General features: G+C 48.1%; 14 protein-coding genes. 6 read left to right on the top strand and 8 right to left on the bottom strand.

Annotation, left to right across the window (positions count from 1 at the left end; genetic code table 11):
* Positions 1-117 precede the first annotated feature (117 nt).
* Positions 118-1080, bottom strand: a complete 963-nt coding sequence (locus KNQ12_RS09150; RefSeq protein WP_353047613.1) for an aromatic acid exporter family protein — start codon at positions 1078-1080, stop codon at positions 118-120.
* Between the two features lie 76 nt (positions 1081-1156).
* Here KNQ12_RS09150 and KNQ12_RS09145 point away from each other — a divergent pair, with 76 nt between their 5' ends.
* From KNQ12_RS09145 to KNQ12_RS09130, 4 genes are all read left to right on the top strand, one after another.
* On the top strand, positions 1157-2242 hold the full coding sequence (locus tag KNQ12_RS09145; protein WP_214747671.1) for an N-acetylglucosaminidase: 1086 nt from the start codon (positions 1157-1159) through the stop codon (positions 2240-2242).
* 57 nt (positions 2243-2299) lie between these two features.
* Positions 2300-3235, top strand: coding sequence for a manganese-dependent inorganic pyrophosphatase (locus KNQ12_RS09140; protein ID WP_214747668.1), 936 nt, complete (start codon positions 2300-2302; stop codon positions 3233-3235).
* 85 nt (positions 3236-3320) lie between these two features.
* A complete protein-coding gene (gene fadH, locus KNQ12_RS09135) occupies positions 3321-4085 on the top strand; it encodes a 2,4-dienoyl-CoA reductase (RefSeq protein WP_214747665.1) in 765 nt (254 codons plus the stop codon).
* Between the two features lie 228 nt (positions 4086-4313).
* Positions 4314-5027: a ZIP family metal transporter gene (locus KNQ12_RS09130; RefSeq protein ID WP_023467622.1), complete on the top strand. Its 714-nt coding sequence runs from the start codon at positions 4314-4316 to the stop codon at positions 5025-5027.
* A gap of 65 nt (positions 5028-5092) precedes the next feature.
* On the opposite strand, the gene KNQ12_RS09125 is transcribed toward KNQ12_RS09130, so the two are convergent.
* The 7 genes from KNQ12_RS09125 to KNQ12_RS09095 form a co-directional block, all read right to left on the bottom strand.
* A complete protein-coding gene (locus tag KNQ12_RS09125) occupies positions 5093-5731 on the bottom strand; it encodes an HD domain-containing protein (RefSeq protein WP_058265129.1) in 639 nt (212 codons plus the stop codon).
* Positions 5713-6249, bottom strand: coding sequence for a GNAT family N-acetyltransferase (locus KNQ12_RS09120; RefSeq protein ID WP_023467620.1), 537 nt, complete (start codon positions 6247-6249; stop codon positions 5713-5715). Before KNQ12_RS09120 ends, KNQ12_RS09125 begins: the two co-directional genes overlap by 19 nt.
* Positions 6250-6313: 64 nt before the next feature.
* The gene (locus tag KNQ12_RS09115; protein ID WP_041255311.1) at positions 6314-7036 is read right to left on the bottom strand and encodes an amino acid ABC transporter ATP-binding protein; all 723 of its coding nucleotides are present in this window, start codon (positions 7034-7036) and stop codon (positions 6314-6316) included.
* A gap of 13 nt (positions 7037-7049) precedes the next feature.
* Positions 7050-7709, bottom strand: a complete 660-nt coding sequence (locus KNQ12_RS09110) for an amino acid ABC transporter permease (RefSeq protein ID WP_035398698.1) — start codon at positions 7707-7709, stop codon at positions 7050-7052.
* Positions 7710-7766: 57 nt separating this feature from the next.
* On the bottom strand, positions 7767-8540 hold the full coding sequence (locus tag KNQ12_RS09105) for a transporter substrate-binding domain-containing protein (RefSeq protein ID WP_023467617.1): 774 nt from the start codon (positions 8538-8540) through the stop codon (positions 7767-7769).
* Between the two features lie 287 nt (positions 8541-8827).
* On the bottom strand, positions 8828-9253 hold the full coding sequence (locus tag KNQ12_RS09100) for a BrxA/BrxB family bacilliredoxin (RefSeq protein WP_023467616.1): 426 nt from the start codon (positions 9251-9253) through the stop codon (positions 8828-8830).
* A 30-nt stretch (positions 9254-9283) separates the two neighbouring features.
* Positions 9284-10468 carry a class I SAM-dependent methyltransferase gene (locus tag KNQ12_RS09095; protein ID WP_023467615.1) on the bottom strand — a complete coding sequence of 395 codons (1185 nt, stop codon included), beginning with the start codon at positions 10466-10468 and terminating at the stop codon, positions 9284-9286.
* A gap of 110 nt (positions 10469-10578) precedes the next feature.
* Here KNQ12_RS09095 and KNQ12_RS09090 point away from each other — a divergent pair, with 110 nt between their 5' ends.
* Positions 10579-11352, top strand: a complete 774-nt coding sequence (locus KNQ12_RS09090; RefSeq protein WP_214747661.1) for a sporulation protein — start codon at positions 10579-10581, stop codon at positions 11350-11352.
* 209 nt (positions 11353-11561) lie between these two features.
* Complete coding sequence (locus KNQ12_RS09085) at positions 11562-13478, top strand: glycoside hydrolase family 3 protein (RefSeq protein ID WP_214747658.1); 1917 nt, start codon at positions 11562-11564, stop codon at positions 13476-13478.
* Positions 13479-13503: the final 25 nt, after the last annotated feature.

Below are 13503 nucleotides of genomic sequence, written 5' to 3'. Positions count from 1 at the left end.
ATGTAAGAGAGGAGTAGTGGATATGGCAAAACCATCGAAACAACAACGCATCATCAAATGGACGACGATCGGGATTTTAGCAATCTTCCTGATCGGTACGTTCGCTTCGACGATGTTTTATTTCTTTTGATTGACGTAACGTTGTTTTAAACGTAAATACTGCTCCGCTTCTTGTAACATATGCAGTAAGGCAGAGCGGACCTCGAACTCTTCCCGCGTGACGGGTAAGGCAGAGGCACGAAAACGTGTCAATAATGCCTCTAGTTCTGAAATGTACACCATTGCGTCGGCTTCAGGTCGGACATTGTCACCAATCGTCCGAAAGAAGTCGGCGACTTTTTTTCCTTCCTCGACGACGAGGACGAGTTCCTCGGCATGATGGACGATACCGCGCAGTAACTCGAATTGTTGTTCGCGCATCCGGAAGTAGGCATAATCTTCATCATCGTTCCGACGACCGATTGCGTTTCCCATCCGTTTTAAGGCGGCATCCTTCCCTTCACGTAACAGACGTTCTGTCTCGTCAAGCGTCAACGCATGATGATTGACCCGCCCTGTCTCGATCGCAGCGGCGACTTCGAAGAATAAGGCAGCGATCCGTTGGTCGATCTTTTCTCGTCGGTCGTCAATCAACAAATCGAGACTTGGCATGTACATGTTGACAAGCAATCCGACACCAACACCAATGCCAAGCAATAAGGATTCATTTAACAGGATGTGCAGGTTGAGCTGACGCTCCGTATACAAATGTGTCAGAATGACGACACTCGTGATGAAACCGTCCTGAAGTCGGAGGCGTTGAACGGATGGAAGGAATAAAATGAAATAGATCAATAACGTCACCGGACGATAGCCGATGACCTCGAATAGAATGAATCCGAGCACGATGGCAAGTAATGATGCCATGATGCGTTCGTAAGAAGACCGAAACGTCTTCTTTCGTGTCGACTGGATGCTCAAGATGGCGATGATGGCAGCGAAGACGTAATAGTCGAGCTTGAGCTGTTCTGCGATCCACATCGCGAGCGCAGCAGCGACCGCTGTCTTCAGCGTGCGATAACCGATTTGCAACAGGTTCACCCCCTTTTGTTTTTCTTTGTTAGACTACCTACCTTGGACACGAATGTCCATTGCTTTTTAAAGGACGTGATTTACTTTGACGACACGCACTATCCGCCCCGGTCGCCCCGTGCGCCGGACCGGTTCGATAAAAGGATTACTTTTTTTCTTCCTCATCGGAGTTCTCTTGTTCTTTTGGCTCCGCGAGGAACCGAAGACCGTCTTAACCCCATTAACCCCACCTGCGCCTTATTCGGCTGAGCGCTATGAGAAAGGTAAAATCAACGAGCAAGACTTCCAGACGTTCGCCGAAGCGAAGGAATATGCGGGTCAGCGTGGTGCGGTGAAACGTTCATCGGACGACCGCTACGTCTACCTCGGTGGACCAGGTACTGGGATCGTCGACGATCGTGGTATCCTATCGATTCATCGTGACCCTGAGTTAAAGAAACGGCTCACGTACGTCGCTTCCGGCACACGTGTCCAGTTGCTTGAATTCGGGGAACAGACAAGTCGTGTCAGCATCGCCGGCGTGACGGGTCATGTCCCAACGGACCGCTTACGCCCATTCCCGGCAGAACGTGTCTCGAATGCATCGTATTATCAGACGAAAGGTGATCGTCTCCTTCACTACATCGTCGCGGACAGCGGACTTGGTGGACTGATCGTTGCCGGTGAAGCGACGAAAACGACGCCTCGGACGAGTGAATATGTCGAATCGAAGACATTAACACGTGATTTGACGAAACCGACGCATCTCAGTGCGAAACAACTCGATGCGTTCATCAAGGAGCAAGCACCGGACAGTCCCTTGATCGGTAAAGGAAAAGTCTTTAAGTCCGTTGAAAAGAAATACCGTGTCAACGCGGCCTATCTGCTTGCACATGCGATTCACGAATCCGATTATGGACGGTCTGAGATTGCCCGCGAGAAAAATAACTTGTTCGGCGTCAATGCGACCGATTCCGCTCCGGGAGAAGATGCGACCGTCTATAAATCCTTGACGGACTCGATCGAGCAGACCGGTCGATTCATCGCAAAGGATTATCTCGATCGGGATGGACGTTATTTCCGCGGGGCGTACCTTGGGAACAAACAAAAAGGCATGAACGTCTTTTACGCGTCAGACCCCTTCTGGAGTGAAAAAATCGCTGGTATCATGGTGAAAATGAACGCTTTCTAAATCGGAGATATGATACACTATAGGGCGAGACAACAATCATTGAGGAGTGAACACGTCATGGAAAAAGTTTTAGTATTTGGTCACAAAAATCCTGATACCGATACAATCACATCGGCAATCGCTTATGCAGAATTAAAGAAAGCACTCGGTGTCAATGCCGAAGCCATCCGCCTCGGTGAAATGAATGATGAAACGTTATTCGCACTCGATACGTTCAAAGTTCCAGCACCACGTCTCGTGACAGAAGTCGCGACGGAAGCAACACACGTCATTTTAGTCGACCACAACGAACGTCAACAAAGTGCGAACGATATCGACGCTGTTACCGTAACAGAAGTCATCGACCATCACCGGATCGCAAACTTCGAGACATCAGACCCTGTTTACTACCGGGCAGAACCGGTCGGCTGTACAGCAACAATCTTGAACAAGCTCTACAAAGAGCATGGTGTTGCCATCAAACCAGAAATCGCTGGGTTGATGTTATCAGCGATCATTTCTGACTCGCTCCTGTTCAAATCGCCGACTTGCACGGAGCAAGATATCATCGCAGCGCGTGAACTCGCAGAAATCGCTGGTGTCGATGCGAACGTCTACGGTCTTGAGATGCTCAAAGCTGGAGCGGATCTCTCGAAGAAAACCGTTCCTGAATTGATCTCACTTGATGCAAAAGAATTCACGATGGGAACACTCAAAGTCGAAATCGCTCAAGTCAACACGGTCGATACAGCAGAAGTCTTGCTTCGCCAAGCAGAACTTGAAACAGCGATCAACGAAGTCATCCTTGCAAAAGGTCTTGATCTGTTCGTCTTCATCGTCACGGATATCTTGACGAACAACTCTGTTGGACTCGTCCTTGGGAAAGAAGCGAATCTCGTCGAGCGTGCTTACGGTCTTGAAGCGACGAACAACCTTGTTTACCTCGAAGGTGTCGTTTCACGTAAGAAACAAGTCGTTCCTGTCTTAACAGATACGGCTCTTGCAACACAATAAGTCAGAAAAAGAAGGAGTTCGCTCCTTCTTTTTTGAATAAAGAATATGAATGGTGGTTCATTCATTACATAAAGGAGGAAATCATATGACACAAACGATCATGGTGACGGGTGGAACGAACGGAATGGGGAAAGCGATGGCGCTCGCCTTAAAGGAAGCCGGCTGGAACGTCGTCGTTACAGGACGCGACGCGGAACGCTTGCGACTGATGGATGAAGCATTGGATCAGATTCAAGGTGAACATCTGACGATTCAGATGGATGTCCGTGACGCTGACGCTTGTCTGGCTGCAGTCAATCAAGCACGCGAACGGTTCGGTCGTCTCGAGGCATTGATCAACAATGCTGCCGGGAACTTCATCTGCCCGACCGACGAGTTATCACCGAATGGATGGAAGACGGTCATCGATATCGTCCTCAACGGGACATTCAACTGCTGTCACGCTCTGGTCAAAGGATGGCAGGAAGATCAAGTCGTTGGCGGACAAATCGTCAACATCGTTGCGTCTTATGCGTGGCAGGCTGGCGCTGGTGTCGCTCCGAGCGCCGCTGCGAAAGCTGGTGTCCTGAACTTGACACGGACGCTTGCCGTCGAATGGGGCTATAAATATCAAGCCCGTGTCAACGCGATCAGTCCGGGACCGATCGAACGGACAGGTGGTGCTGACAAACTCGCATTGTCACCGGAACACGCGGAACGAATTCGCCGCAACGTTCCGCTCGGTCGATTCGGTACACCGGAAGAGATCGCAACACTTGCAACATGGATGGTGTCAGATCAAGCCCGCTACTTGAACGGAGAATGTATCGCTCTTGACGGTGGACATTGGTTAAATAAACAACCGTTCTAATGATTGAGATGGGATGACTCAAGAAGTCGGTCTCCACAAAGATAAGAATGACGCGTTTCACGTCACTCCTACAGGATCTTGTGTCTCCCCTGAGGAAAAGGCGTGAAATGACGCGTCATTCTGTTTTTAAGTCAGCCCCTTGCATGCGTCGCGAACTATTTTTCTTTCTTTTCGCTATGTTTATGAATTATCTAGAACAGGTAGAAAGGACAAGAAGGAGGCGATCGTATGTGGGAAGCGTTCGGTTGGGGAGCGCTAGCAGGTGGTGCCGTTGTCATCGGTGCTTTGTTCGGATTGTACTTACCCTTAAAGCAACGCCTGATTGGTTACATCATGTCGTTTGGAACCGGGATCTTGATTGGAGCAGCGACGTTCGAGTTACTCGATGAAGCATTAAAGAAATCAACGACACTCGTCGTCGCAATCTCTTTCATTGTCGGCGCACTCGTCTTTACGGGCTTTGACCTATTCGTTTCGTCACGCGGCGCGAGTAAACGGAAACGCTCGTCTGGTGGGAACGAAGGCACGGGAACAGCGATTTTTTTCGGGACGATTCTTGATGCGATCCCGGAATCAATCATGATCGGTGCCAGTCTGTTATCGGGAAATGTCAGCGCGGCACTCGTCGCGGCGATTTTCGTCAGCAACATCCCGGAAGGCTTATCGAGTACGACCGGTTTGCGAAAAGATGGCTTTTCGAAGAACAAAGTATTACTGATGTGGGGAGTCGTCTGGTTGATCTCCGCCCTCGCCTCACTCGCCGGCTACACGATTCTCGCAGAACTCCCGGACATGCAATTCGCCATGATCGGTAGCTTCGCAAGCGGTGGGATCATTGCGATGCTTGCTTCGACGATGATGCCGGAAGCTCACGAGGAAGGTGGTGCGATCGTTGGTCTGTTCGCAGCACTTGGGTTAATTACTGCCATCATCCTTAGTTAAATACAACATAAAGCGCGTTGTCTGAAAAATGAACCGGACAACGCGCCTTATGTGTTTAAATCGATTTACATATCACCTATTTCTCCCGTAGCCCCCTCCCATTCCTGCTTAAAACGATTAACGAACTCTTCCATGTAGCGATGTCGCTCCTCTGCTAAATGAAGTGCTGTGTTCGTATTCATTAAATCTTTTAGCCGGAATAACTTTTCTTCAAAATGATTCAGGGCACTCGTCTCTCCCGTTCGGTCACCCGGTTCTCGTGGTGCTAGACCAGGTACATGCATCGGCTCCCCGAACCGACCAGCGAACTGAAATGTGCGCGCAATCCCGATTGCACCGATGGCATCGAGACGATCAGCATCTTGAACGATTTGCCCTTCGATTGTTTGCATCGGTGGGCGTGTACCGTCTTTATAGGACAGGCTCGTGATGATGTCTAGAATTTGTTCTTGTTCTTCTTCCGTCACTTTTCCTTGCAAAAAGGACGCGACCGTCTCTGCCGTTCCCCCGAGTTTACTATCTGCTACGTCATGGAGTAAGGCAGATAGTTCGATGATTTTGACGTTCCCGCCTTCTTGTTTGGCAATATGTAACGCTAAACGGCGAACCCGTTCGATATGGGCATAATCATGACCTGAAAAGTCCGTCGCGTGAAACGACCGGACGAAGATTTCCGTTTCTTGAATCATTGTCGATCTCTCCATTCCGGTTCGAGTAATCCGTACAGTAACATATCATGCCGCTCTCCGTCTCGTCGTAAAAAGGCACGGTATCTTCCTTCCTGTACGAACCCGAGTCGTTCGTACAGCTTAACCGCACGTGTATTATACTCAAAGACCGTCAATTGAATCCGGTACAAGTTCAACTCTAAGAAGGCGTATTCGAGGATTGTCTGTAGCGCATCCGTCGCATACCCTTGTCCTTCACAATCCGGATCGATGCCAATCATCAGCCATGCCGTTCCATGTGTCGGTAAAATATCTTCTAATGCGACGACACCAATCATCCGTTCATCTTCGAAGTTACGAATCGCAAACCGAAACGTCTCCGGAGCATCAGTCGCCATCATCTGTTCAATCTTTTCCTTCGATAAGTGACGATATGGCGTCGCACTGAAATGACGAGCAAACGTTGCATCGTCAAGCAGACGTTGCATCACTTCGGTATCTTCCGACTGAAAACGCGTCAGACGAGTATGATGACCTTCAAGCAATTTTTTCATTCTTATTCCCCTCTCTACTAAAAACCGAAAAACGCTAACCCTCTTCAGAGTTAGCGTGCCGTGCTCATAAAACTTTTTCGAGGAATTTTTTCGCCCGGTCCGTCTTCGGATTGTCGAAGAGTTCGACCGGCGAACCTTCTTCCATCAGAATCCCCTCATCGAGGAACAAGACGCGATCCGCGACTTCTTTGGCAAAGCCCATCTCGTGAGTGACGATGACCATCGTCATTCCGCTTTCCGCCAATTGCTTCATGACGTCCAGTACTTCGTTGACCATCTCTGGGTCAAGCGCTGACGTCGGTTCATCAAACAACATGACGTTCGGTTCCATCGCAAGAGCGCGTGCGATTGCGACCCGTTGTTTTTGTCCACCTGACAACTGGTTCGGGTAATTATCGCGTTTTTCAGCTAGACCGACACGTTCAAGCAATGTCTCTGCCCGCTTGACTGCCTCGTCTTTTGAGATACCAAGGACGTTGATCGGTGCGTACGTCAAGTTATCAAGAACAGACTTATGTGGGAACAAGTTAAATTGTTGGAACACCATTCCGATGTTCTGACGTGCTTTCGAGATGTTCGCTTTTGGTTTCGTCAGTTCAAAACCATCGACGATGATCGTTCCACTCGTTGGTTGTTCAAGTAAGTTGATACAACGTAGAAATGTTGATTTACCGGATCCCGACGGTCCAATGACAGCGACGACTTCACCGCGTGTAACTGTCGTCGAGATACCTTTTAATACTTCTAATTTTCCGAATTGCTTATGCAAATCGGTGACTTGGATCATAGGTTCCATCTGATTACCCACTCTTTCTCATAGCTTTTTCGACTTGTTGGCCTATCAAGCTCAATCCCATGACGAGAACAAAATATACGAATCCGGCAAACAACAACGGTTCGAAATAAATCGCCTTTTCTCCTCCAACGATTTGTGCACGACGCATGACATCGAGAACACCGACCGTCGAGACGAGTGCCGATTCCTTCGTCAACGTGATCAATTCGTTCATGATCGCTGGAAGGATATTTTTAAAGGCTTGCGGCAAAATGATCGAACGGAGTTGTTTGAAATACGAAATACCAAGCGCATCTGCAGCTTCCCACTGCCCACGATCAACGGCTTGAATCCCAGCCCGAATGATTTCCGAGATGTACGCTCCGGAGTTCAAGGAGAAGGCGATGATTGCCGATTGGTATCCTGTCGTGACATACCCTGTCAACTGTGGTAATCCGAAGTGGACGATCGCCAGTTGCAAGATCAGTGGGGTTCCCCGGAAAATCGCCGTATACGTATGACCAATGAAACGGATGAAACGGCTCTTCGTGATTTTCAGTGCCGCGACGACGATTCCGATCAGCATCCCGGCAATGGCTGCCACGATGACGACTTGGAACAGGACCGGAATCCCCTCAAGAATATATGGAATTGAATCTTGAATCTTTGTAAAGTCTATCATAATCAATCTCCTAACGTCGCACAAAAGGGATGAGGTTACCCCCACCCCCATGCACTTGACTTATTTCGCTTCTTTTTGGAACCATTCTTCTGCCAATTTATCGATTTCACCACTGTCGATCATCTTCTTCAACTCTTTGTTGAAATCGTCACGCATCTTGTCGCCTTTTTTGAAGGCGATCGCTGATCCAGCTGGACCATCTTCTTTAATCTGATACGTTTTCAGCGATGCGTCTTGATCCATGTATTTGACGGCAACTGCATCCTCGATGATGAGGGCATCAATCCGACCTGTATTCAATTCTTGAATGATTTCTGGAATTTTATTTAAAGGAACCGCTTCGCTGTCTTTAAAGCGATCTTTTGCGAGTCCCTCTTGGATCGAACCAAGCTGGACACCGATTTTTTTGCCTTTGAGTTCGTCTTCCGAACTGATGGCTTTATCCTTCGTCATGACTAAGTTTTTTGATTCGAAGTAGATGTCCGTGAAGTCAGCGTTTTTCTTACGCTCTTCTGTCGGTGTCATGCCCGCCATGACGAAATCGACACGACCTGAGCTAAGCGCACCAAGTAAGCTACCAAATTCCATGTCTTCGATTTTTAAGTCATACCCGAGATTTTTCGTGACTTCCTTGGCGATCGCAACGTCGAACCCGACGATGTCCTCTCCTTTTTTCGTATCGATGTATTCAAATGGGAAGTAATCCGCTGACGTTCCCATCGTCAATACTTTATCGCTTTTGCTTGATCCACCTGTTGATTCTTCCGACGCGCCACATGCTGCCATCGTGACTGCCAGAATGCCTGCCATTGCCGTTGCTAATAATTTTTTCATTCGAGTTTTCCCCTTCCAACGCTCAATTGTCAGAACTTTAACAATAGTATGACTTATGTGTATGTCCAATTCAATACCGAAAAGCCTGACCTGTTCTATTGCTTTTAGGATATACGAATATTTATTCACTGTAAAGCATAAATATATAAAATTTTTTGAGTTTCTATTCATAAATCATGCATAAATGACTTTTTATACAATTTTGCAAACGCTTTCAATTTTAAAATTTATTATTTTAATCTCATGAATACGCAAAAAAAGACTCCTTTATCAGGAGCCTTCTTTGCTTATGCGTAGATTTCAATCAATGATTCAAGTTTCTCGACGACCTCTTCCGCCGTGAACGATTCGATGTCGAAGCGCTCGACCATCGAGAGGATGTTTCCATCTTGCATTAATGCAAATGATGGAGATGAAGGTGGGTAACCTTCGAAGTATTCACGCGCACGGTCTGTCGCTTCGCGATCTTGTCCAGCGAATACCGTGACGAAATGATCGGGCTTGATACCCTCTTTCCGATTAACGTACGCTGCAGCAGGACGGGCGATCCCGCCAGCACATCCACACACCGAATTGACAAGGACAAGTGTTAGCCCTTCGCGTTTCATTGCTTCATCCACGCTCTCTGGCGTCGTTAATTCTTCAAATCCAGCAGCTTGCGCTTCTTTGCGGGCTGTTTGGACGACATCTTCAAAATACATTTGGAAATCCATCGTATTGCCTCCTTTGATTCGTTCTCCTTCTTATTGTACGAGTTTCGGTGAAATCTGTCCAAGTCTGCCGCTTAATTCAGTTTCTAAAAATGGTCGGGCATGCAACAAATCACGGAACGCGATGTAACGATCGATTTTCTCTTCCGTTGGTCGCTTGTTTTGTTTGTATGCTCGAATCAAGATGTTCTTCGGTGTGTGCTCGAGATCAATGAATTCGAGAAGTTGCGCTTCATATCCGACCAGTGTTAGCAACTCAGCACGAATCGAATCTGTCGCCAGTGATGCGAATTTTTCTTTGATCAGTCCGTGCTGGAGCATGACATCGAGTGGCGAACAGTCCAGTTGACGGTTCAATTCCTTTTGACAGCACGGTACGCTCAGGATGACTGATGCATTCCAGTCGACAGCTCGTGCGAGTGCGACGTCCGTCGCGACATCACAAGCGTGAAGTGTCACCATCAGGTCGACTTCCGTCTCCCCTGTGTAATCATGAACGTCCCCGACGCGGAATGTCAGATCGGTATAATCCAGATCACGCGCAATTTGCGTACATTCTTCGATGACTTCTTTCTTTAAATCAAGACCTGTCACTTCGAGGTCGAATCCTTTGACGACTTTTAGATAATGATAGAGAGCGAACGTCAAATACGACTTCCCGCATCCGAAGTCCAAGATCCGGAGTTTTTTTCCTTTAGGCAAGGCAGCAATGCTATCCTCAACGAATTCAAGAAAGCGATTGATTTGTTTAAACTTATCGTACTTCTGTTTTTTGACTTGACCCGCTTCCGTCATGACGCCTAAGCGAATCAGAAACGGAACCGGCACACCGTCTTCTAATAGATAGGTTTTTTTCCGGTCATGCGACAAGAGAGCTTTCATCGGCTCCTTTTTGGATGTCTTGATCGCGACTTTCATCTTTTTCGAGAGCTGGAATTGCCATTCTTCTTCTTCAAAACGGAATAAGAATTGACGAAATTCCGTGAACCAGTCATCGAGTCGTCCGACGAAATCGTCAATTAAAATATTTTCATGCTTCATAACGCGTTCAAATTGAAACTCTACCTGCATCATCACCGTATCTCTTAATAGAATCGGTTTTACCTTGATTCGTCGGAGATCATTTGATTTTTGACGCGGATTACTTATCGTTGCATGGATCAGTGTTCCTTGCGTGATTTGCGAGGCAAGACTCGCTTTTAATTCATGTAGTTCCACTAGTCGTCCCGTCCTTTTCTGATGTTCTTTCGAAACTGTAGCAAATTCGTACCTGTTCGACAAGTTTACACGCTTCATCATTCGTACGTAATCAAAAGGAGGAATTCATCATGTTCAAAAAAATTCTCTCACAAATCGGAATCGGTGCCGCAACGGTCGATACACGCTTGACGGATGACCGCTGCGAACCAGGCGGTCAAATTCACGGTGTCGTTCATATCAAAGGCGGAAACGTCGATCAAGAAATTGATCGAATTTATCTTGAATTCAACACGCAGTACAAACAAGAAGTCAATGATAGTACGACGTTTACGACCTTCACGCTCGACCGGTTTGCCTTAAATGAAGCGAAGTTCACGATTGAAGCGGGTGTTGAGCGGGAGATTCCCTTTACATTACGCGTACCGCTGAATACGCCACTCTCCGTCAGTCAATCGAAATCGTGGATCGAGACGGGACTCGACATCGCTCAAGCCGTCGATCCATCGGACCGTGACGCTGTCATCGTCGAAGCAAACCGCTACCAAGCGACAGTCTTAGATGCAATGGAGTCACTTGGCTTCCGTTTGAAAAAAGCCGACACGGAAAAATTACCTGGACGATTCCGGAAAGATTTACCGATTGCTCAGGAGCTTGAGTATTCAGCTCGCAATACACACTACGCTCATAAACTGGATGAGATCGAAATCATCATGCTCCAAGACAGCTCAGGGATTGATTTAATCGTCCAAGTCGACCGTCGTGCGCACAGTCTCGGTTCATTATTCAGTGAAATGGCTGGTGCGGATGAGTCGATGATCAAACTGCGTCTGTCCAATGGTGAACTGCAGGATCAATCGTTCGTCGAACGTCAGCTGACAAGCATCGTCGAACGCTATAGCTGATCAATCGATCGACTTTACTTGAAAGTGATTCCTCTTCAGGGGGAGTCACTTTTTTTTCATTCAAGTCAGTCTGTCTAAAAACACATTTGAAATTTATTTCAATTTGAAATCGTTTACAAATAAAATATTGTTTTAAAACAAACACCTTGCTATACTGTCCGTATTGAAAAGAATTCCAGTCACGGTTTGACTAAAGGAGGACGTACATCATGAAAAAAATCGGACAGTTCACGTTAACAGCCGGACTCGCAGCAGTACTCGTCTCAAGTAGTTTACCTGTCATGGCAGATGCAGGATCTTCAGCCGATCGGATCAGTCACAAAATCGACACGATGACACTCGAACAAAAAATCGGGCAGATGATCATGCCGGACTTCCGACAGTGGAATGGCAGCAATCATACGTCGCTTGCCCCAGAAGTCGCGAACATCATCGATCGCTATGATTTAGGCGGCGTCATCTTGTTTGCTGAGAACGTCAGCGAAACCGAACAGACGACGAAACTCGTTCATGATCTGCAAGAAGTCGTCAAACAAGACGCTAGCAACGATATTCCGCTGTTCGTCACGATCGACCAAGAAGGCGGAATCGTTACTCGGCTCGGAACAGGGACGAACTTACCTGGCAATATGGCGTTAGGTGCGACCCGCAGTAGTACATATGCCAATGATGCCGGTCATATCATCGGTTCCGAACTGCGTGCGCTCGGCATCAATGTCAACTTTGGTCCGGTTCTCGACGTCAACAGCAATCCTGGAAATCCTGTCATTGGTGTCCGCTCGTTCTCGAGTGATCCGGCGCTCGTCGGCACACTCGGTTCCGCTCTAATGAAGGGAATTCAGTCTGAAGGTGTCGCGGCGACCGCCAAACACTTCCCGGGTCACGGCGATACGGCGACCGATTCCCACTATGGATTACCGGTCGTTGACCGGTCCCTGCAGGAGCTGGAACAAGTCGAGCTCGTACCGTTCAAGCGAGCTATTGCTGAAGACATCGATATGATCATGACAGGACACATCGGGATGCCGCAAATCGAACCTGAACTCGTCACGTCGACAAATGGTACCTTCCCTTTACCTGCGACGTTATCGGATGATGTCATCACGGGCGTACTGCGCGAAAAACTTGGCTACGATGGCATCGTCATCACAGACGCATTGAACATGCAGGCGATCGCCGACAACTTTACGGAATCAGAAGCCGTCTTAAAGACGTTTGACGCCGGTGTCGATATCGCGCTCATGCCGACGATCCTTCGTTCCGAGCAGGATGTCACAAAACTCGACCGGATTTTCAAGGATGTGATCGCAGCAGTCAAAGATGGTCGCCTCTCAGAGGAACGGATCGATCAATCGGTTGAGCGGATTCTGACACTGAAAGCAGAACGCGGAATTTGGAACGGTACGACTGACACGACATCCCTAGCTGAAAAAATCGCGCAATCGAACCAAATCGTCGGCAGTCCCGAGCATAAAGCAAAAGAACGTGCGATGACGGAAGCCGCGGTTACACTCGTGAAAAATGATCAGCGGACCTTACCATTCAAACCGAAAAAGAATGCTAACGTTCTTGTGATCGCTCCTGCGGCGGATCAAACGGACAGCATGAAAAAGACGATCGCTTCCCTACCGAAGAATCGGAACTGGCACGTGACGACAGCGAATTACTCGGCTACTACGCTACCGCTCGACCAAAACCCGACATTACGGGCGCAACTCGATGCAGCAGATTACATCATCGTCGGTTCCAACGTCAACACGAGTGCTAAACTACTACCTACTGCACCAGAACAAGCGATTCCGGCTTCGATCTTCCGCTATGTGAAACAAACGGATACACCATCCGTCCTGCTCAGTCTCCGTAACCCATACGATGTCGCCGTTCAACCGGACGCACCGGCACACGTCCTCGTCTATGGCTTCAAAGGCGATCCAAACGGTCCAGACTCCGAAGCAGGCAATCTAAAATCAGCGGGACCGAACCTGCCTGCAGGTATCCGAGCGATCTTCGGAACGTTCAAACCGCAAGGCACTTTACCGGTTGATGTGCCGGTCTTTCAGAACGGTGTCTTTACCGATCAACTGCATCTCGAATTCGGTGACGGCTTTAAAAACTGGAAAAAATGATGACGTGATACACCAAAAGACCGAA

It is taken from the genome of Exiguobacterium sp. s11, from assembly GCF_018619015.1.
Taxonomy (GTDB): Bacteria; Bacillota; Bacilli; order Exiguobacteriales; family Exiguobacteriaceae; genus Exiguobacterium_A; species Exiguobacterium_A indicum.
This window is presented reverse-complemented; position numbering and strand designations above follow the sequence as displayed.